This window comes from Serinicoccus chungangensis, from assembly GCF_001483745.1.
Lineage (GTDB): Bacteria > Actinomycetota > Actinomycetes > Actinomycetales > Dermatophilaceae > Ornithinicoccus > Ornithinicoccus chungangensis_A.
The window spans coordinates 19,511-39,293 of the sequence record NZ_LQBL01000011.1 but is presented as its reverse complement, the minus strand read 5'-3'; the positions used below and the strand labels follow the sequence as shown (position 1 = coordinate 39,293).

Annotated in this window: 20 protein-coding genes; 15 read left to right on the top strand and 5 right to left on the bottom strand. The window is 73.3% G+C overall.

What is annotated here, in order from left to right; genetic code table 11:
• The first annotated feature begins 67 nt into the window (after window positions 1–67).
• Window positions 68–745 carry a hypothetical protein gene (locus AVL62_RS17485; RefSeq protein ID WP_201023201.1) on the top strand — a complete coding sequence of 226 codons (678 nt, stop codon included), beginning with the start codon at window positions 68–70 and terminating at the stop codon, window positions 743–745.
• Between the two features lies 1 nt (window position 746).
• On the opposite strand, the gene AVL62_RS04695 is transcribed toward AVL62_RS17485, so the two are convergent.
• Window positions 747–1,733, bottom strand: coding sequence for a phosphotransferase family protein (locus AVL62_RS04695; protein WP_058890518.1), 987 nt, complete (start codon window positions 1,731–1,733; stop codon window positions 747–749).
• 220 nt (window positions 1,734–1,953) lie between these two features.
• On the opposite strand from AVL62_RS04695, the gene AVL62_RS04690 reads away from it, so the two are divergent.
• Complete coding sequence (locus AVL62_RS04690; protein ID WP_058890517.1) at window positions 1,954–2,625, top strand: hypothetical protein; 672 nt, start codon at window positions 1,954–1,956, stop codon at window positions 2,623–2,625.
• A 607-nt stretch (window positions 2,626–3,232) separates the two neighbouring features.
• Here the strand turns inward: AVL62_RS04690 and AVL62_RS17235 are convergent.
• Window positions 3,233–4,012: a DUF4031 domain-containing protein gene (locus AVL62_RS17235; protein WP_161937837.1), complete on the bottom strand. Its 780-nt coding sequence runs from the start codon at window positions 4,010–4,012 to the stop codon at window positions 3,233–3,235.
• Between the two features lie 104 nt (window positions 4,013–4,116).
• Here AVL62_RS17235 and AVL62_RS04680 point away from each other — a divergent pair, with 104 nt between their 5' ends.
• Window positions 4,117–4,413, top strand: a complete 297-nt coding sequence (locus AVL62_RS04680; protein WP_010147143.1) for a WXG100 family type VII secretion target — start codon at window positions 4,117–4,119, stop codon at window positions 4,411–4,413.
• A 289-nt stretch (window positions 4,414–4,702) separates the two neighbouring features.
• Here the strand turns inward: AVL62_RS04680 and groL are convergent, their stop codons facing one another.
• Complete coding sequence (gene groL, locus AVL62_RS04675) at window positions 4,703–6,328, bottom strand: chaperonin GroEL (protein WP_058890516.1); 1,626 nt, start codon at window positions 6,326–6,328, stop codon at window positions 4,703–4,705.
• A 280-nt stretch (window positions 6,329–6,608) separates the two neighbouring features.
• Window positions 6,609–7,445, bottom strand: coding sequence for an MBL fold metallo-hydrolase (locus AVL62_RS04670; RefSeq protein ID WP_083518695.1), 837 nt, complete (start codon window positions 7,443–7,445; stop codon window positions 6,609–6,611).
• Between the two features lie 166 nt (window positions 7,446–7,611).
• Between AVL62_RS04670 and AVL62_RS04665 the strand changes: the two genes are divergently transcribed.
• Together AVL62_RS04665 and AVL62_RS04660 are read left to right on the top strand one after the other, a co-directional pair.
• Window positions 7,612–8,058 carry a universal stress protein gene (locus AVL62_RS04665; RefSeq protein ID WP_058890514.1) on the top strand — a complete coding sequence of 149 codons (447 nt, stop codon included), beginning with the start codon at window positions 7,612–7,614 and terminating at the stop codon, window positions 8,056–8,058.
• Window positions 8,055–9,734 carry a sodium:solute symporter family transporter gene (locus tag AVL62_RS04660; RefSeq protein WP_058890513.1) on the top strand — a complete coding sequence of 560 codons (1,680 nt, stop codon included), beginning with the start codon at window positions 8,055–8,057 and terminating at the stop codon, window positions 9,732–9,734. The genes AVL62_RS04665 and AVL62_RS04660 overlap by 4 nt, the downstream gene beginning before the upstream one ends.
• Window positions 9,735–9,853: 119 nt before the next feature.
• Here the strand turns inward: AVL62_RS04660 and AVL62_RS04655 are convergent, their stop codons facing one another.
• Window positions 9,854–11,521: a formate--tetrahydrofolate ligase gene (locus AVL62_RS04655; protein WP_058890512.1), complete on the bottom strand. Its 1,668-nt coding sequence runs from the start codon at window positions 11,519–11,521 to the stop codon at window positions 9,854–9,856.
• Window positions 11,522–11,814: 293 nt separating this feature from the next.
• Between AVL62_RS04655 and AVL62_RS04650 the strand changes: the two genes are divergently transcribed.
• From AVL62_RS04650 to AVL62_RS04605, 10 genes are all read left to right on the top strand, one after another.
• Window positions 11,815–12,105 carry a DUF3263 domain-containing protein gene (locus AVL62_RS04650; protein ID WP_058890511.1) on the top strand — a complete coding sequence of 97 codons (291 nt, stop codon included), beginning with the start codon at window positions 11,815–11,817 and terminating at the stop codon, window positions 12,103–12,105.
• Between the two features lie 22 nt (window positions 12,106–12,127).
• Window positions 12,128–12,805 (top strand): uracil-DNA glycosylase, encoded by a 678-nt coding sequence (locus AVL62_RS04645; protein ID WP_058890510.1) that lies wholly within the window; start codon window positions 12,128–12,130, stop codon window positions 12,803–12,805.
• An 86-nt stretch (window positions 12,806–12,891) separates the two neighbouring features.
• Window positions 12,892–13,782: an SGNH/GDSL hydrolase family protein gene (locus tag AVL62_RS04640; RefSeq protein ID WP_327281536.1), complete on the top strand. Its 891-nt coding sequence runs from the start codon at window positions 12,892–12,894 to the stop codon at window positions 13,780–13,782.
• Between the two features lie 10 nt (window positions 13,783–13,792).
• Window positions 13,793–14,470, top strand: a complete 678-nt coding sequence (locus tag AVL62_RS04635) for an aldolase/citrate lyase family protein (RefSeq protein WP_058890509.1) — start codon at window positions 13,793–13,795, stop codon at window positions 14,468–14,470.
• Between the two features lie 75 nt (window positions 14,471–14,545).
• Window positions 14,546–14,941 carry a TOBE domain-containing protein gene (locus AVL62_RS16980; RefSeq protein WP_058890508.1) on the top strand — a complete coding sequence of 132 codons (396 nt, stop codon included), beginning with the start codon at window positions 14,546–14,548 and terminating at the stop codon, window positions 14,939–14,941.
• Complete coding sequence (gene modA, locus AVL62_RS16515; protein ID WP_153011671.1) at window positions 14,938–15,732, top strand: molybdate ABC transporter substrate-binding protein; 795 nt, start codon at window positions 14,938–14,940, stop codon at window positions 15,730–15,732. The genes AVL62_RS16980 and modA overlap by 4 nt, the downstream gene beginning before the upstream one ends.
• A complete protein-coding gene (locus AVL62_RS04620) occupies window positions 15,729–16,529 on the top strand; it encodes an ABC transporter permease (RefSeq protein ID WP_058890507.1) in 801 nt (266 codons plus the stop codon). Before modA ends, AVL62_RS04620 begins: the two co-directional genes overlap by 4 nt.
• Complete coding sequence (locus tag AVL62_RS04615; protein ID WP_058890506.1) at window positions 16,526–17,611, top strand: ABC transporter ATP-binding protein; 1,086 nt, start codon at window positions 16,526–16,528, stop codon at window positions 17,609–17,611. Before AVL62_RS04620 ends, AVL62_RS04615 begins: the two co-directional genes overlap by 4 nt.
• Before the next feature lie 168 nt (window positions 17,612–17,779).
• Complete coding sequence (locus AVL62_RS04610) at window positions 17,780–18,934, top strand: acyl-CoA dehydrogenase family protein (RefSeq protein ID WP_058890505.1); 1,155 nt, start codon at window positions 17,780–17,782, stop codon at window positions 18,932–18,934.
• A 17-nt stretch (window positions 18,935–18,951) separates the two neighbouring features.
• Window positions 18,952–19,740, top strand: a complete 789-nt coding sequence (locus tag AVL62_RS04605) for an SDR family NAD(P)-dependent oxidoreductase (protein WP_058890504.1) — start codon at window positions 18,952–18,954, stop codon at window positions 19,738–19,740.
• Window positions 19,741–19,783 lie beyond the last annotated feature (43 nt).

Here is a 19,783-nt window from a genome sequence, read left to right as displayed (position 1 = left end):
CTCGCACCACCCCGGCCGACGTCATACGGTAGGGCCGAGCAGTTCCCGCGCCATTCGAGGAGAGAGCATGCACCCCACCCACGCACCGCTGAGGATCGCCACCGGCGCCTTCGTCCTGAACTCCGGTCTCGGCAAGCTCAAGGCCGGCGAGGAGGAGGCCGAGCAGATGCACGGCTGGGCCTCCAGCGTCTACCCGGTGTTCAAGGACATGAAGGCGGGCGACTTCACCAAGGCCCTGGCCTACGCCGAGATCGGGCTCGGTGCTGCGCTGCTGCTGCCGACCGTGCCGTCCGCCGTCGCCGGGGCCGGCCTGGCCGCCTTCGGCGTCGGGCTCACCGGGCTCTACCTCAAGACCCCGGGCATGACCCAGGAGGACGGCATCCGGCCCACGCCGGACGGCATCGGGCTGGCCAAGGACGTGTGGCTGGTCGGCGCGGGCCTGACGCTGGCCACGCAGTCGTTCCTCTCCGGCACCAAGCACGCCGCGCAGTCGGTCGCCGACGGTGTCGGCAACGCCGCCGGTGCCGTCGCCGGCGGTGTCACCGGCGCCGCCGGTGCCGCGGCCGCCGGGGTCACCGGCGCGGCCAGCTCGGTCGGCCACGGCCTCGCCGACGCCGTCGGCGTGAGCGGCAAGGGCAAGGCCAAGGGCACGCTCAAGGGTCTGTCCAAGGGCGCCCACACCGCCCGCGAGGACCTGTCCGAGGCGCTCGCCGACCTCGCGGACTCGCTGCTCGGCAAGCGCTGAGTCAGCCCAGCCACCTCTCGAGGCCGTCGCGCAGCTGCGCGGCGGCCTCGAGGTATGTCGTGCGCCGTGCGGGGTCGGTGGCGGCCGCCGCCACCCGGTGCAGGTGCGGCTGGATGAAGAAGGTCTCGTGCAGCAGCCAGACCTCGCGGCGCACCAGCAGCGACCCGAGGTCGACCGGGGCCCCGAGCCGCTCGCGCTCGCGGGCGTAGGCCTGCGCCTGGGCCCGGACGCGGCGCTCGTCCATCGGGGCGTACCACGGGTCGGCGTGCACCGGCCCGCCGGAGAAAGCCAGGTCCCGCGCGGGATCGCCCACGTGCCCCCACTCCCAGTCGACGAGCCGGGGGACACCGCCGTCGACGACGACGTTGCTCAGGCAGGCGTCGCCGTGGACCAGGACGGTCTCGACCGAGCCGAACGCCGGGAGGCTCTGCTCGCTGCGGCGCAGCACCGCGGACCAGAGCGGGTCCAGCACGGCCGCCGGGCCCGGCTCGTGCTCGCGCCACCAGTCGCGCGCGGCGTGCGCGGCCGCCACCGGGTCCGGGGGTGCCGGTGCGGGGAGTCCCTCGGTGCGACCGCCCACGTGCAGGCGGGCCAGGGCGCGGGCGAGCGCCGCGAGGAGCTCGTCGGTCCAGTCGGCGGGGGCGCGCACCTCACCCGGGACCGCCGTGCTCACGAGGTATGCCGTGGGGTCGCCCTCCGTCGGCAGCCGCACCGCCACGGGGCGGGCGGCGAGGTCGGCGTCCGCGGGCACCCGGGTGAGCAGGTCCAGCTCGGCGTCCAGGCCGAGCGGCAGCTCGTGCACCGGCCGGTGCGGCACGCGCACGGCCAGACCTGGCTCGACCTCCCACACCGCGCACGACTCGCCCCGCCCCAGGAGGCGCACCTGCGGGCGGCCTGGCGGCACGGCATACCCGGCGGTGGTGAACCACCCGGGGTGGGCGGCGGCCAGGTCGGCGACCCCCTCGGCGTCCAGCTGGGTCGGCAGCACCGCCCGATCGTCGCACGGCGCGCCGTCCCGTTCGTGGGTCGCCACCCCGGCGCCGGTGGGGCGTGCCGCCCTCGGACGTCGAAGGCGGCTCGGGCCCTCGACCGTGCGTCTCGTCGGACGGGCACCACGCGGGCCCGTCTCGCACGATGCGCCCGCAGAGTCGCGTGGTGCCCGTCGGGGCGCACGCGGGCGCCTCCCGCGCTCGTGCCAGAGTGGCCGGGTGACGCACCCCGCCGAGGCCCTCCTCGACCGCTGGCTCGCCGACGCCGCCCTGCTCGCGCCCGAGGCGGGCCGCGACCTGTGGCTGGCGGAGGGGTCGCTGCTGCTGCGCGGCTGGTCCGAGCCGCAGCGGCGCTACCACACGACCGAGCACCTCACCGAGGTCCTGGCCGCCCTCGACGAGCTGCAGGAGGCCGGTGCGGTCGACGCGGACGAGGCGCTCGTGGCGCGGACCGTCGGGTGGTACCACGACCTCGCCTACGACCCCCGCGCCGCACCCGGCAGCAACGAGCACCGCAGCGCCACCCTGGCCCGCGACCACCTGCACCGCCTCGGCGTCGACGACGGCACGGTCGACGCCGTCGAGGCCGGCGTGGTCATGACGCTGGACCACGAGGGTCCCGGCGAGGGTGGTGCCGCCACGGACGCCGTCCACGACGCCGACCTGTGGATCCTCTCGGCGCCGCCCCCGCGGTATGCCGCCTACCGCGCCCAGGTCCGCGAGGAGTACGCCCACGTGCCCGAGGACGCGTTCCGCGCCGGCCGCCTCGGGGTCATGGGGCCGCTGGCCGCGCGCGAGCGGCTCTACCGGACCAAGCACGCGCACGAGCACTGGGACGCCCGCGCCCGGGCCAACCTGCAGGCCGAGCTGGCGGAGCTGCGGCAGGCCTGAGCGCCCACGCCGCTGCGGTGGGGCTGCGGCAGGCTCTGCGCCCACGCCGCTGAGGTGGGGCTGCGGCGGGCCTGAGCGCCCACACCGCTGCGGTGGGGTTGCGGCCAGGTGGCGAGCAGGGACGTCACCTCATCTGTCCTACGTGTCACACGCGCCCCGCACTGCGGAGACGTGTCTCGATGCCGGGGATATCACCCCGGCTCGCGTGACTTTCCCTGCAGCGGGATGCGTATGGGGCCAGCGTGACCCATGTGAGGTCGACGGCTCGGCCGGACTTCACCGGTCCCGCACGCCACACGCGCCCCGCAGTGCGGAGACGTGTCTCGATGCCGGGGAAATCACCCCGGCTCGCGCGACTTTCCCCGCAGCAGGGTGCCCGAGGGGTCCGTGTGACTCATGTGGCACAGTTCCCGCCGGTGGCGGTGCCTCACCCACGGACGCCGATCCCCTCGGCGGTCCGACCCGCGGGCACCCCGAGCACGACCTGCGCAGGCCCACCCCCTAGGCACGACCTGCGCAGGCCCACCCCCGAGGCACGGCCTGCGGAGCCCCACCCCCGGAGGCACGGCCTGCGCAGGCCCACCCCCGAGGCACGACCTGCGGAGCCCTACCCCCGGGCCCACCACCACTCGGCGAGCGGCCACCAGGCCGCCCGGCCCGCGACACCCCGCGCCTCGGCCAGACTCAGCCAGCGCGCCTCGAGCACCTCGACCCCGTCCGGCCGCAGCGGCACCGGGGAGGGCAGCGTGGCGGCATACACCTGGACGTAGTTGTCGCCCTCGTCCCAGCTGCGGGCGCCGTGCCCGGGCGGCAGGGTGATCCGCTGGTAGCCCACGGCGACCAGCCGCTCCTGCTCCAGCTCGACCGCGATCTCCTCGGCGACCTCGCGCACGGCCGCCGCCCGCGCGGAGGCATCCGTGACCTCGCGCTTGCCGCCGGGGGCGCCCCAGCCCTCCCGGGTCGAGTTGCGCACGAGGGCCATGCGCTCTGGGACCCCCTGCGCCCGGGCCAGCACCACCGACGCCCCGGCGCCGAGACGCTCCAGCGGGGAGGCGACGACCTCCAGCAGGTGCGGGGTCGGCGCGGCCCCCGCCAGCCCGTCCTCGACCCGGGCCAGCGGCCGCTCCCCCTTGCGCTTGCGGAAGCGCAGCCCGCTGTCCCGCAGCCGCCGGGCCAGCTCGGTGCCGCTCACCTCGGCCGCGCCCGCGGCCACGACCTCGGCATACCGCTCCTGGGGTATGTCGTAGTGGTCCCCCTCGAAAGAGCGTTGCGGGATGCCGACCCCGGCCGCGAAGGCGTGCAGCTCGGCGAGCGAGGTGTCGCTCGCGACGTGCGACCACAGCCGCCCGTGCGCCGGCCAGCGGGGCGGGTCGACGAGCACGGTCACGTCCCGGAGCCTACCTGTGGACAACTTCTGCGCGGTCCTCGAGAGGCGGGCTAGCGTCGTGCGCACGAGGTGGCCGACCGGCCGCCGCACGAGGGAGGGACCCCATGAGCAACACCTTCGCCGTCGACACGGCACGCATCGCCGCCGCCTCCGGTGACATCGAACGGATCGCCGCCAGCATCGAGGGGGAGGTCCGGTCCATGATGGCCAAGCTCAACGCGCTCCAGGACTGCTGGCGCGGGTCGGCGGCCGGCAGCTTCCACAGCGTCACCCAGGACTGGAGCGCGACCCAGGAGAAGGTCCGCACGTCCCTGCAGCAGATCTCGACGACGCTGCGGACGGCGGGCCAGGACTACGAGCTGGTCGAGCAGACCAACCGCACCCGCTTCACCCCCCAGTGAGCCGGCGGCCTCGTCCGGCGCAGGGGGCGTGGACGAGGCGCAGGATGTCCCGGGTGGAGCGTCATCCCTGCGGGTGACGGGCGACGCCGCAGCGGTCCGCAGGCCGGACCCGGCGCGTCGCTGCGCCGGCCGCACCCCGTGAGGCGGTCGGCGCGGGGCCCCCATCCCCAGTCGTCACCTGGCTCCCCGGGCACACGCCGACGGGCGGCCCCTCCACGAAGGAGGGACCGCCCGTCGGTCGTTGGTCGCCCGCGAGGAACGCAGGCGCGTCAGGTCTGACCCCGCAGGATCAGAAGTCCATGCCGCCCATGCCACCGTCGGCGCCGGCCGGCATGGCCGGGGCCTTCTCCGGCTTGTCGGCGATGACGGCCTCGGTGGTGAGGAAGAGCGCGGCGATGGAGGCGGCGTTCTGCAGGGCAGAACGGGTCACCTTCACCGGGTCGGCCACGCCGAAGCCCAGCATGTCGCCGTACTCACCGGTCGCGGCGTTGAGGCCCTCGCCCGGGGTGAGGTTGCGGACCTTCTCGGCCACGACGCCGCCCTCGAGACCGGCGTTGATGGCGATCTGCTTGAGCGGAGCCTCGATCGCCACCTTGACGATGTTGGCGCCGGTCGCCTCGTCACCGGTGACCGACAGCCCGTCGAAGGCGCGGGACGCCTGGATGAGGGCGACGCCACCACCGGCGACGATGCCCTCCTCGACGGCGGCCTTCGCGTTGCGGACAGCGTCCTCGATGCGGTGCTTGCGCTCCTTGAGCTCGACCTCGGTCGCCGCACCCGCCTTGATGACGGCCACGCCACCGGCCAGCTTGGCCAGCCGCTCCTGCAGCTTCTCGCGGTCGTAGTCGGAGTCGGAGTTGTCGATCTCGGTGCGGATCTGGGAGACCCGGCCGGCGATCTGGTCGGCGTCGCCGCCGCCCTCGACGATGGTGGTCTCGTCCTTGGTGACCACGACCTTGCGGGCGGTGCCCAGCATGTCGAGCTCGGCGGTCTCCAGCTTGAGACCGACCTCCTCCGAGATGACCTGGCCACCGGTGAGGATGGCGATGTCGGCCAGCATGGCCTTGCGCCGGTCACCGAAGCCCGGGGCCTTGACGGCCACGGACTTGAAGTTGCCGCGGATCTTGTTGACGACCAGGGTCGCCAGACCCTCGCCCTCGACGTCCTCGGCGATGATCATCAGCGGCTTGCCGGACTGCATGACCTTCTCCAGCAGCGGCAGCAGGTCCTTGACCGAGGAGATCTTGGAGTTGACGACCAGCACGTAGGCGTCCTCCAGGACGGCCTCCATGCGCTCGGTGTCGGTGACGAAGTAGGGGCTGATGTAGCCCTTGTCGAAGCGCATGCCCTCGGTGAGCTCGAGCTCCAGGCCGAAGGTGTTGGACTCCTCGACGGTGATGACGCCCTCGTTGCCGACCTTGTCCATGGCCTCGGCGATCATGCCGCCGATCTCGGTGTCGGCCGCGGAGATGCTCGCGGACTGCGCGATCTGCTCCTTGGTCTCCACCGGCTTGGCCATGTCGAGCAGGTCGTCGTTGACCGCCTTGACGGCGACCTCGATGCCCCGCTTGAGGGCCATCGGGTTGGCGCCGGCGGCGACGTTGCGCAGGCCCTCCTTCACCATGGCCTGGGCGAGGACGGTCGCGGTGGTGGTGCCGTCACCCGCGACGTCGTCGGTCTTCTTGGCGACCTCCTTGACCAGCTCGGCGCCGATCTTCTCGTAGGGGTCCTCGAGCTCGATCTCCTTGGCGATGCTCACGCCGTCGTTGGTGATCGTGGGGGCGCCCCACTTCTTCTCGAGCACGACGTTGCGGCCCTTGGGGCCGAGGGTCACCTTCACGGCGTCGGCAAGGGTGTTCATACCCTTCTCGAGCCCGCGGCGAGCCTCCTCGTCGAAAGCAATGGTCTTGGCCATCTGAGTTGCTTCCTCCACATGTGGATGGACGGGTGACCGGGTGCCGCCCGCGACGGACGAGCCAGGAGGCGCGAGGATCTGGTCTCCCCGGCTCCCGACCCTCGACAGGCCGGTCGGATTATCACTCTCGTGGTGAGAGTGCTAGGTCCATGATGAGCACTCGGGGCCCTCGAGTGCAAATGACCGGGCCGGTATGCCGTCCCGCACCCGCTCACCTCCCTGCGGCGCCCGCGAGGGGCGGGCCCGCGAGCGCCCGACCGGGAGCGGTCGGGGCGGTGCGTCAGTGGCGCAGCTCGAGGGTGCGGACGGCCGCGAGCCGGAGCGTGTCCTCGGTCAGGCCCAGGCCCCGGCCGGCGTTGGCGAGGGAGTCGACACCGGCGATCCCGGTGCCCAGCACCTCGGCGAACCGCTCGGCCATCGCGGCCAGCTGGCCGGCCTGGCTCTCGACGAAGGACCGGTCGACCACCCGGCCGTGGCCGGGCACCCAGGTGTCCGCCAGCCCAGCGGCGGGCTTGTCCAGCAGCGCGCTCAGCGTGGGCGCCCACTCCAGCGGGTAGGCGTCCTCCATCGCCGGGTCCGCGCCCTCCTCGACCAGGTCGCCCGCGAAGACGACTCCGACGTCGGGGACCGCCACGGACAGGTCGTGGTCGGTGTGCCCGCGCCCGGCGAAGAGCAGCTCGACGCTGCGGTCCCCGAGGTCGAGGACGGTGTCCTCCTCGACGAGGTAGAACGGCAGGACGATCTCGGTGTCCTCCACCTCGTCCGCCAGCCCCTCGCGGTCGGTCGAGCGCAGGTGCTCGACGACCTGGCGGCGCTGGTGCTCCCCGGTGCGCCGCAGGTCGTCGGCGGCGCCGGAGTGGGCATAGATCTGCGAGTCGCGGAACGCGACGTTGCCGAAGCAGTGGTCGTAGTGCGCGTGGGTGTTGACGACGACGAGCTCGGTGCCGGTGATCTCCCGCACCGACTCCAGCAGGTCCTGGCCGAGGGAGCGGTAGCTGCGGGTGTCGATGACGAGGGACCGCTCGCTGCCCACCACGAGCCCGCAGTTGAGCTTGAGCTCCTCGTGCCGGCGGACGTGGACCCCGGGAGCCACCTCTCTCCAGGTCACCTCAGTCATGCCGCCCGAGTCTAGGTGCTGGACGGACCCCGGCCCGCCCGCCCGTCCGGACGTGGCGGGTCGGCGCGCTGGTTACCGCAGGGTCACTCTCGACTGGCGGGCCCGTGCCGGGCACGGCAGGGTGGGGGCCGGACAACCGCACGCCCGCAGCGCCCGGAGGGGTTCAATGACGTTCCCGACCCGCATCCTGTACGCCACCGACGGATCCCCGAGCGCCGCCCTGGCGCGCGCCCGCACCGTCGACCTGGTCCGGCATACCGACGCGGAGGTGCACGTCGTGCACGTCGCGCTGGTGTCGCCCTGGACCAACCCGACACCGCTCAGCCCCGGACAGCGAGAACGTCTCCAGCTCGAGGCGAGACCGGTGCTGGACGCCGGGGCGGGCGCCCTGGAGGCGGAGGGGGTGACCGTCACCGGCACCTACCTGCGCACCGGTCGGGCGACGGACGAGATCCTGCGCCTGCGCGACGAGATCGACGCCGACCTCATCGTCATCGGCAGCCGGGGGCAGAACGCCTTCGTGCGCGTCCTGCTCGGCAACGACGCCGAGGGGGTCGTCCGGCACGCACCCTGCGCGGTGCTCGTCGTCCGCAACGAGGGGGAGACCCGATGATCTCCGACGTGCTGCTCCCGCTCTCCGGCTCCTCCGGCGGGGGGATGCCCGACTTCACCGTCCGCGCCCTCGACCTGTCGGTCATCATCGGCTACCTGGTCCTGAGCCGCATCATCCCGCTCGTGGCCGGCGCGCGGATGAAGCGCAAGGCCCACGCCGAGGCCAAGGCCAGCGGCAAGGAGAGCGACGCCTCGGAGGACTACTTCCTCGGCGGGCGCAACTTCATCTGGCCCTTCGTCGGCCTCTCGCTGGTCGCCACCAACATGTCGGGGGCGACCTTCGTCGGTCTGGCCGGTGGCGCCTACGAGCAGGGCATCTCGATCTTCGCCTACGAGTGGATGTCGGCCGTCATCCTCGTCGTCTTCATCTTCTTCATCCTGCCGTTCTACCTGCGCTCCAAGGTCTTCACGCTGCCGGAGTACCTCGAGCAGCGCTACGACCGGCGCTCGCGGATGGCCTTCGCCGGGTTCAACCTCTTCGCCAACATGTTCATCGACATGGCCGCGGCGCTCTTCGCCGGGGCGGTGGTCGTCAAGGTCCTCTACCCCGACATCCCCATGATCGTCTCGGTGGCGGTGCTCGCCATCCTCGCGGCGATCTACACCGTCATCGGCGGCCTCGGCGCGGTGATGATCAGCGACTCCATCCAGGCGACCGTCACCCTCATCGGCGGCGTCATCGTCCTCATCGCGACCTTCAACGCCATCGAGTCCTGGGACTCCATGGCGCAGGCCGCGGGCGACGAGAAGATGAGCCTCATCCTGCCGGCCGACAACGCCGACCTGCCGTGGCCCGGGCTCATCACCGGTGTCCTCGTCGTGGGGCTCTACTACTGGACGACCAACCAGCTCGTCGTGCAGCGCACCCTGGGCGCGAAGTCGCTCGACCACGGTCGCTGGGGCTCGCTGCTGGCCGGCTTCATCAAGCTGGCCTTCCTCTTCCTGTTCATCTTCCCCGGGGTCATGGCGATCTCGCTCTACCCCAACCTCGACAACCCCGACACGGTCTTCCCGACGCTGGTCTTCGACCTGCTCCCCGTCGGCCTGCGCGGCCTCATCCTGGCGGCCGTCATCGCGGCCATCACCTCGACCGTCGACTCGATCCTCAACTCGGCCTCGACGATCGTGACGATGGACTTCGTCAAGACGCTGCGCCCGGACACCTCGCAGCGGGCGCTCGTCTTCACCGGTCGCGTGGCGACCGTGGTCGCGCTGGTCGTGGCGATCCTCTGGGCCCCGTTCATCGCCCAGTTCGACACCCTCTACAACTACCTGCAGTCGGTGCTGTCGTTCCTGGTCCCGCCGGTCGTCGCGGTCTTCCTGGCCGGCATCGCGTGGAAGCGGATCAGCGCCACCGCGGCGTTCCTCACGCTCGTCATCATGCAACCGGTGGGGCTGATCACCTTCATCCTCACCCAGGTGCTGCCCGAGGAGCCCACGATCCAGTTCCTGTATGCCGCGGGCATCAGCACCGCGCTCTCGGTGCTGCTCCTCGTGGTCATCAGCCTGCTCGGACCGTCCCCGGACGAGTCGAAGACGGCCGAGCTCACCTGGAAGTCGGAGTACTGGACCGAGGAGTCCCAGGCGCTGCAGGGCACCGCGGTGTGGGCGAACTACCGGGTGATCTCGGTCGTCCTGCTGGCCCTGACGGCGGCCATCGTCGTCATCTGGGCCTGACCGGCATACCGGAGCCTCCTCGGGCTCCCACCGGCCGGGCAGCCTCCACTCCTCAGCAGGAGGTGTTCCTCTGCGGTGATGCATCACGCCAGAGGAACACCTTCTGCGGATGACTCCGCTCAGCTGAGACCGGTGATGGTGCCGTCCTCGGCGATGTCCATGCCCAGTGCCGCGGGGACCTTGGGCAGCCCGGGCATCCGCATGATGTCCCCGGTGAGGGCGACGACGAAGCCGGCGCCGGCGTTGACGACCAGCTCGCGGACGGTGATGGTGAAGCCGCGGGGGGCGCCGAGCAGGCTCGGGTCGTCGGAGAAGGAGTACTGCGTCTTGGCCATGCAGACCGGCAGGTCGCCGAAGCCGCCGTCGGTGAGCTCGGCCAGCTGCGCGCGGGCGGCCGGGGCGAACTCGACCCCGTCGGCACGGTAGACCCGGGTCGCGATCGTCTCGATCTTGTCCCGCAGCCCCGCCGCGGCGTCGTACAGCGGGGCGTAGTCGCTGCCCCGCTCGCACAGCTCGACGACCGTGCGGGCCAGCTCCTCGCCACCCTCGCCGCCGCGGGTGAAGACCTCGGAGAGCGCGACCTCGACACCGAGCTGGCCGCAGCGCTCCCGGACCAGGTCGAGCTCGGCGTCGGTGTCGCTCGGGAAGCGGTTGAGCGCGACGACGACCGGCACCCCGAACGCCTGGAGGTTCTCCAGGTGCTGCTCGAGGTTGGCCAGGCCGTCCCGCAGGGCGCCGAGGTCCTCGGTGCCGAGCTCGCCCTTGGCGGCGCCGCCGTTGAGCTTGAGGGCGCGCACCGTGGCGACGATGACCGCCGCGTCCGGGCGCAGCCCGGCCGCGGGGCAGACGATGTCGAAGAACTTCTCCGCGCCCAGGTCGGCGCCGAAGCCGGCCTCGGTGACGACGTAGTCGGCGAGCTTGAGCGCCGTGCGGGTGGCGAGCACCGAGTTGTTGCCGTGCGCGATGTTGGCGAACGGGCCGCCGTGGATGATGGCCGGGGTGTTCTCCAGGGTCTGCACCAGGTTGGGCTTGACCGCGTCCTTCATGAGCATGGCCATGGCCCCGGCCGCCCCGAGCTGCCCGGCGGTCACCGGCTGCTTGTCGTGGGTGTAGCCCACGATGATGCGACCGAAGCGCTCCTTGAGGTCCTCCAGGCCGGTGGCGAGGCAGAGCGCGGCCATGATCTCGCTGGCCACGGTGATCTCGAAGCCAGACTCGCGGACGACTCCGTCACCCTTCCTGCCCATGCCGATGACGATGTTGCGCAGGGCGCGGTCGTTCATGTCGAGGACGCGTTTCCAGGTGACGCGCTTGGGGTCCAGACCCAGCGGGTTGCCCTGGTGCAGCGAGTTGTCGACCAGCGCGGCGAGCAGGTTGTGCGCCGAGGTGATGGCGTGGAAGTCGCCGGTGAAGTGGAGGTTGATGTCGTCCATGGGGACGACCTGGGACCAGCCGCCGCCGGCGGCGCCGCCCTTCATGCCGAAGCACGGGCCGAGCGAGGGCTCGCGCAGGGTGGTGATCGTGCGCGCGCCGATCCGGTTCAGGGCCATGGACAGCCCGACGTTGGTGGTGGTCTTGCCTTCGCCGGCCGCCGTCGGGTTGATGGCCGTCATCAGGACGAGCCTGCCGTCCGGCCGGTCCTGCAGGCGGTCGAGGACGTCGAGGGAGATCTTGGCCTTGTGGTGCCCGTACGGCTCGTACTCCTCCTCGCGCAGCCCCAGCCGCTCGGCCACCCGGCCGATCCGCTCCAGCGTGGCCCCCTGCGCGATCTCAACGTCGGTCAACATCCCTGCCTGCCTCCTCGCAGCCGGTGATCACGGGCGCCGACCGGTGATGCCCAGCACGGTCCACGGTGATCGTCAGCACAAACTACAAGGCGCTGCCGCCCGCCCGGCAAGATGCCGCTGGAGTGGCGTGGGTCACACTCCTGCACCGGACGTGCGTCCGGCCCGCACCGGACGCGCGTCTGGCACGCACCGGACGCGTGAGGGCACGCTGACGCAAATCACACGGGTGTAAGTCCGGTGCCGTAGACTCCACGGAAGATCCAGCCGGACCACCATGAGGAGAGGACGCATCCATGGGTGCTGCCAGCCATGTGCAGCAGGTCGAGCCTCCCGCCGGGCTGTCGGCGCGCGACCAGGAGATCCTCGACTTCGAGAACCGCCACTGGACCTACGCCGGCTCCAAGGAGCAGGGCATCAAGGACCTCTTCGACCTGAGCTCGACGCGCTACTACCAGCTGCTCAACCAGCTCATCGACAACGAGGCCGCGCTCGCCTACAAGCCGCTGCTCATCAAGCGACTGCGTCGCGACCGTTCCCGCCGTCAGCGGGCGCGCTCGATGCGACGCCTGGGTATGCAGAGCTGAGCCACGGCATACCCTGGGCGGCGTGAGCCCGACACCCCTGCGCGACCTCGTGCACCCGAGCTGGGCCGAGGCGTTGGCGCCGGCCGAGGAGACGGTATCGCGGATCGGGGAGTTCCTCCGCGCCGAGGTCGAGGCCGGACGGGGGTACCTGCCGGGCGGCCCGCACGTGCTGCGCGTCTTCACCCGCCCGCTGGACGACGTGCGGGTGCTCGTCGTCGGGCAGGACCCCTACCCGACCCCGGGACACGCCGTCGGGCTCAGCTTCTCCGTCGCGCCGGACGTGCGCCCGGTGCCCCGCAGCCTGCAGAACATCTACACCGAGATGGTCGACGACCTCGGCGTGCCGCGGCCCAGCACCGGGGACCTCTCCCCCTGGGCGGACGCCGGCGTCATGCTCCTCAACCGCGTGCTCACCGTCCGCCCCGGCGCCCCGGCCAGCCATCGCGGGCAGGGGTGGGAGGAGGTCACCGACCTGGCCATCGACGCCCTCGTCCGGCGCGGCGGCCCGCTCGTCGCGATCCTCTGGGGCCGCGACGCCCGCAACCTCGGGCCCCGGCTGGGCGACGTGCCCCGCGTCGAGAGCGCCCACCCCTCACCGCTGTCCGCCCGCCACGGCTTCTTCGGCAGCCGGCCCTTCAGCCGGGCCGACGAGCTGCTGCGGCAGCAGGGCGGCGCGCCGATCGACTGGAGGCTGCCCTGAGCACCCACGACCGCACCGCCACCGCGACCCCGCCGCAGCACCGCCTCGCGGAGGGCCGCGACCAGCACGCCCACCCCCTCCGTCTGGTGCACGGCGAGGCCGGGCCCACCGTGCACGGCGAGGCCGGCAGCATCCGTCCCGTCCCCCGGGCCTGGGCGCGCTACGTCGCGATCGGCGACTCGTTCACCGAGGGCATGAGCGACCCGGACCCGGACACCCCGGACACCTACGTCGGGTGGGCCGACCGGCTCGCCGGGCTGCTGTCGGGGCACGTCGAGGACTTCGGCTACGCCAACCTGGCCGTGCGGGGCCGCACCCTCACCGACGTCGTCGGCCCGCAGCTGGAGGCGGCGCTCGGCCTCCAGCCCGACCTGGTGAGCATCGTCGGGGGCGGCAACGACATCCTGCGCCCGCGCGCCGACATCGACGACCTCGCGGCCCGGCTCGACACCGCGGTGGCGCGGATCCGCGCCACCGGTGCGGACGTGCTCATGGCGACCCCCACCGACCCCGCGGGGGCGCCGATCATCGGTCGCACGCGGGGGCGGGCCGCGGCATACATCGCCCACATCTGGTCGATCGCCCAGCGCCACGGCTGCTACGTCCTCAACCAGTGGGCGTGCGACTTCCTCAAGGACTGGCGCATGTGGTCGCCGGACCGCATCCACATGACCCCCGAGGGCCACCACCGCGTCGCGCTCACCGCCTACGTCGCGCTCGGGCACAGCGCCGAGGACGCCGCCGGCACCGACTGGCGGGCGCCGCTGCCGCCGCAGGCCCCGGCGGCCACCGTGGACACCCTGCGCGGTCACGCCCGGTGGGCCCGCGAGTATGCCGGGCCCTGGGTCCAGCGACGCCTCACCGGGCGTTCGTCCGGGGACAGCGTGCTCGCCAAGCGTCCCGAGCTGGGTCCGGTGACGCGGTCGGCCCGTCCCGAGGCCGGCCGGCCGCCCACGCAGGACACCCCGGAGCACTGAGAGGCCGCCCATGTTCGAGACCCCCTACGGCCTCTGGCTGACCGTCCTGGCCCCCGACCAGCTTGAGGTGCTGCCCGAGCGCGGCCTCGGCTGGCTCGGCGTCGACCTCCAGCACGGCAGGTATGCCGTCTCTGACCTGCCCGGGCTGCTGCGCGCCGCCCCGGTGCCGGTGCTGGCGCGCGCCGCCTCGGCGGACGCCGCGCACCTGGCGCAGGTGCTGGACACCGGCGTGGCCGGGGTCGTCGTGCCCGGGGTGACCTCGGCGGAGGGGGCGGCCGCGCTCGTGCAGGCCGTCCGTTTCCCGCCCGAGGGGGTGCGCAGCACCGGACTCACCCGGGCGGTCCTCACCGGCGCACCCGAGCGACCGCTGCTGCTGCCCATGGTCGAGACGGCCGGGGCGCTGGAGGACGTCGAGCGCATCGCCGCGCTGCCCGGCGTGGACGGTCTCTTCGTCGGGCCATACGACCTGTCGCTCTCCCTGGCCCGCCCCGGCGTGACCGACGAGCAGGTCGTCGCCGCCATCCGGCGGGTGCGGGAGGTGTGCACCGGGGCGGGGCTGCTCGCGGGGGCCTTCTCCGGTGACCGCGAGCTCGACCGTCTCCTGCCCCCGGGCTTGGACCTCCTCGCCGTCGACACCGACGTGACCGTGCTGCGCAGCGGGCTCGAGACGTTGCTCGGCACGGGCTGAGGGAGGGCGCAGAACCGCCCGCCTCCCGGGCATACCCCCTGGCAGTGACGCAGATGCGTGACTATCCTCAGCATCATGACGCAGATGCGAGTGTCCGAAGCGGCCTCCCTCCTCGGCGTCTCCCCCGACACCGTCCGTCGCGCCATCGACGCCGGACGCCTCGCCAGCACCCGGGACGCCGCCGGCCGCACGGTCGTCGAGGGCGCCGACCTCGCCGCGCTGGCCCAGCAGCAGGCGCACCCGGCCGACGTCGGGGCCGTCGGCGCCTCCTCCGCCCGCAACCAGCTGCGCGGCATCGTCACCCGCATCGTCAGCGACCCGGTGATGTCGCAGGTCGACATCCAGGCCGGGCCGTTCCGGCTGGTCTCCCTGCTGTCGACCGAGGCGGTCGAGGAGATGGGGCTGGAGGTCGGCTCGGTGGCGATCGCCACCGTCAAGGCGACCAACGTCGGGGTCGGGGTGCCCGCGTGAGCAGGGGGGGGCACGCTGCCTCGGCCCGGCTCCTCGCGCTGCTGGCGGCCGCGTCCCTGACGCTCGCCGCCTGCACGCGCGACGCTGCCCAGCCCGACAACGCCGACGAGCCGCGGGACGCCCTCACCCTCACCGTGCTGGCCGCGAGCTCACTCACCGACGTGCTCGAGCCCGTCGTGGACGGCTTCGAGGTCGACCACCCGGGCCTGACCGTGCGCGCCAGCTTCGCCGCCAGCTCGACCGTCGTACAGCAGGTCAACGAGGGCGCCCCGGCCGACGTCGTCGCCCTCGCCGGCGAGTCCTCGCTCGAGCCGCTGGAGGAGGGACGTCGTCGCGGCCCGGTCAGCCTCTTCGCCACCAACCAGCTCGAGATCGCGGTGCCGACGGACAACCCCGCGGGGGTCGCGAGCCTCGACGACCTCACCGACGACGGCCTCACCCTGGTCGTGTGCGCCGAGCAGGTGCCGTGCGGCCAGGCGACGGCGCGCCTGCTGGCGCAGGAGGGGTTGGAGCCGCAGATCGCGTCCTACGAGAGCGACGTGCGGGCGACCCTGACCAAGGTGGAGCTGGGCGAGGCCGACGCCGGTCTGGTCTACCGCACCGACGTCGCGGCGGCCGGCGACCGGGTGGCCGGCGTCGAGATCCCCGAGGACCGCAACGTCGTCAACCGCTACCCGGCCGTGGCCGTCTCCGACCGCGAGCTGGCCCAGGCCTTCGTGGACCACCTGCTGTCCGACGGCGTGCAGTCGCGCCTCGTCGAGGCCGGCTTCGGACCGGCCCCCGAGCAGTGAGGGCCGCCCCGACCCGCGAGCGGCCGACCACCGGCTCGTGGTCGCTGCGGGTCCCGGCCCTCATCGGGATCGCGTTCGTCGTGGTGCCGCTGCTCGCCCTGCTCGCCCGCACCGACTGGCCGCAGCTGGGCACCCACCTGTCCTCCCCCGTCGTCGGGCAGTCGCTGCGGCTCTCCGCCGTGACGACCAGCGCCACCATGGTGCTCGTGTGGCTGCTGGGCACGCCGCTGGCGTGGCTCCTGGCCCGGTCGGACCACCCGCTCACCGCGTGGGCCCGGGCGGTCATCACCGTCCCCCTGGTCCTGCCGCCGGTGGTGGGGGGCGTCGCGCTGCTCATGGCCTGGGGCCGGCGCGGCGTGGTCGGCGGCCCGCTGGAGGCGTGGTTCGGCATCACCGTGCCGTTCACCACCGTCGCCGTGGTCATGGCCGAGCTCTTCGTGGCGCTGCCGTTCTACGTCGTCTCCGTCGAGGGGGCGATGCGCGGGCTGGACCGCCGGGTCGACCAGGTGGCGGCGACGCTCGGTGCGGGACCGGTGCGCACCTTCGTGCACGTCGTCGTGCCGCTGGTCCTGCCGGGCATCGCCGCCGGGTCCGCGCTCGCCTGGGCCCGGGCGCTCGGGGAGTTCGGTGCGACGATCACCTTCGCGGGCAGCTTCCCCGGGCGCACCCAGACCGCCCCCCTGGGGGTGTACGCCGCGCTCGAGCAGGACCCGGACGCCGCCCTCGCGCTCTCGGTGGTCATGCTCGCGGTGAGCGTGCTCGTCCTCGGCGGCCTGCGCAGCAGGTGGCTGCGGTGAGCGGGCTGACGGCCGACCTGCGGGTCCACCGCGGCGAGCACGTCGTGGAGGCCCGGCTGGACGCCCCCGCCGGGGTCAGCGCGCTGCTGGGGCCCAACGGCTCGGGCAAGACGACCCTGCTGCTCGCGCTGGCCGGCCTGCTCCACGCCGAGCGGGCCGTGGTCGAGGTGGCGGGCCGCACCTGGGCCGGCGACGGGGTCGACCTCCCGCCGGCGCGACGCAGCGTCGGCCTGGTGCTGGCCGACCCGGTGCTCTTCGGCCACCTCAGCCTGCTCGACAACGTCGCCTTCGGCCCGCGCTCGCGAGGTATGCCGCGGCGCGCCGCCCGCGCCCGTGCCCGGGAGGAGCTGGACCGGGTGGGGCTCGGCGAGCTGCTCCGGCGCCGGCCCGCGCAGGTGTCCAGCGGGCAGGCGCAGCGGGTGGCCCTGGCCCGGGCCCTGGCCACCGACCCCGACGTGCTGCTTCTCGACGAGCCCCTGTCGGCGCTGGACTCGCAGACCCGGTCCCGCACCCGCGCCGACCTCGCGACCCGGCTGCGCGCCTACCCGGGGGTCACCCTCATGACCACCCACGACCCGCTGGACGCGTTGACGCTGGCCGACCGGCTGCTCTTCCTCGAGGAGGGTCGGGTGACCCAGACCGGCACGCCGGCCGAGGTGGTCGCCCGGCCGCGCACGGCCTACGTCGCCTCGCTGGTCGGCCTCAACCTGCTCACCGGCACGCTGGTGGACCAGGAGGGGTGGGCGGTCGAGCTGCTGTCCGACGGCGGGCGACCCGGGGGCCGCCTGGTGCTCGCCGAGGCGCCGGAGGGCGCCTCGGTCGGCGAGCAGGTCTGGGCGAGCGTCAACCCCGCGGCGGTCGCGCTCTTCTCGCAGCGGCCTCAGACCTCCGCCCGCAACCTGTGGTTGCTCCAGGTCGAGTCGGTGACCGTCACCGGCCAACGCGCCCGGGTCCACCTCACGGGCGACGTCGACCTCGTCGCCGAGGTGACCCTGGGGGCGGTGGCGGCGCTCGACGTCCAGCGCGGGCGCGAGCTGTGGGCCGCCGTCAAAGCGACCGAGATCCACGCCTACCCCGCCTGACCCCTCCCACCGGACGCGTGCTCAGCACCCACCGGACGCGTGCTCAGCACTCACCGGACGCGTGGTCAGCACCCACCGGACGCGTGGCGGGCACGAGAACCGTGGCCGCGAACACTCAGCCCGGTCCGGTTAGCAGGTGACGCGACGTCCGGAACTATCGTCCTGCGCATGGTGCCAGTGACGCGCGTGCTCCCCACCGAGGAGGCCGGCGACCTCCTGGCCCTGGTCCGCGAGATCGCCGACGAGCAGCTGCTCCCGCAGGTCGACGAGGCCGAGGCGGCCGCCCGCTTCCCCCGCGAGGTCTTCACCATGCTCGGCCAGGCCGGGCTGCTGTCCCTGCCGTTCCCGGAGGGCTTCGGGGGCGGCGCGCAGCCCTACGAGGTCTACCTCCAGGCGGTCGAGGAGATCGCCCGCGGGTGGATGTCGGTCGCGGTCGGCGTCTCCGTGCACTCGCTCACCGCCTCTCCCCTGGCGACCTTCGGCACCGCCCAGCAGCAGGAGGAGTGGCTGCACGGCATGCTCTCCGGCGACCAGCTCGGCGCCTACTGCCTGTCCGAGCCGCAGGCCGGCTCCGACGTCGCCTCGATCCGCACCCGGGCGGTGCGCGAGGGTGAGGACTACGTCATCACCGGCACCAAGGCGTGGATCAGCCACGCCGGGCACGCCGACTACTACACCCTCTTCGCCCGCACCTCCGACGACGGCGGCCGTGGGCTGTCCTGCTTCCACGTCCCGGCCGACGCCGACGGGCTGGTCCTGGGCGAGCCGGAACGCAAGATGGGGCTGCACTGCGACACGGTCCGCGAGGTGGTCTTCGACGGGGTCCGCCTCCCGGCCCACCACCGCGTCGGCGCGGAGGGCGAGGGTATGCCGATCGCGCTCGCCGCGCTCGACGCGGGCCGCCTCGGGATCGCCGCCTGCGCCGTGGGCCTGGCGCAGCGCGCGCTCGAGGTCGCGACCGCCTACGCCGCCGAGCGGGAGCAGTTCGGCCGGCCCGTCGCGAGCAACCAGGGGCTGGCCTTCCTGCTGGCCGACATGGCGGCGGCGGTCGGGTCGGCGCGGGCGACCTACCTGCACGCGGCACGTCTCAAGGACGCCGGGCTGCCGCACGGCCAGGAGGCCTCGACCGCCAAGCTGGTCGCCACCGACGCCGCCATGCGGGTCACCACCGACGCGGTCCAGGTGCTCGGCGGCTACGGCTACACCACCGACTTCCCGGCCGAGCGCCTCATGCGCGAGGCCAAGGTGACCCAGATCTTCGAGGGCACCAACCAGATCCAGCGCCTGGTGATCTCCCGTCACCTGCTGGCCGCGCACTCCTGACCCCGAGAGGACCCACCATGCAGATCACCGAGCGCACCGTCGCCCTCGTCACCGGCGCCGCCAGCGGGCTGGGCGAGCAGAGCGCCCGACGCCTCCTCGAGGCCGGCGGGCGGGTCCTGCTGGTCGACCTGCCCGGGGGGCGCGGCGAGGAGCTCGCCGACGAGCTCTCCGCCGAGCACGGCGAGGGCCGGGTGGCCTTCGCCGCCGCCGACGTGCGGGACGCCGAGCAGGTCGCCGCCGCCGTGCGGGCGGCGGTCGACCTCGGGGAGCTGCGGGTCGTCGTCAACTGCGCCGGTGTCGCCACGCCCGGCCGGATCCTCTCGCGGCGCGGGGTGCTCGACCTCGAGGCATACCGCACCGTCGTCGAGATCAACCTCATCGGCACCTTCAACGTCCTCCGCCTCGCGGCCGAGGCCATGGCGGGCAACGAGCCCGACCTCGCCGAGCACGGGGACCGCGGCGTCGTCGTCATGACCGCCAGCGTCGCGGCCTTCGACGGCCAGATCGGGCAGGCGGCCTACGCCAGCTCCAAGGCCGGTGTCGTCGGTCTGACCCTCACCGCAGCCCGCGACCTCGCCGACAAGGGCATCCGCGTCATGACGATCGCGCCCGGTGTCTTCGAGACGCCGATGATGGCTGGCCTGGGCGACGACGTGAAGGACTCCCTCGAGGCGCTGGTGCCCCACCCCTCCCGGTTGGGCCGGCCGGAGGAGTACGCCTCGCTCGTCGCCCACATCGTGGAGAACCCCATGCTCAACGGCGAGGTCATCCGCCTCGACGGTGCGCTGCGGATGCCCCCGCGCTGAGCCCCACCCGTCCGCCTGCCGCGCGACCCGTGAGGCGGGCACC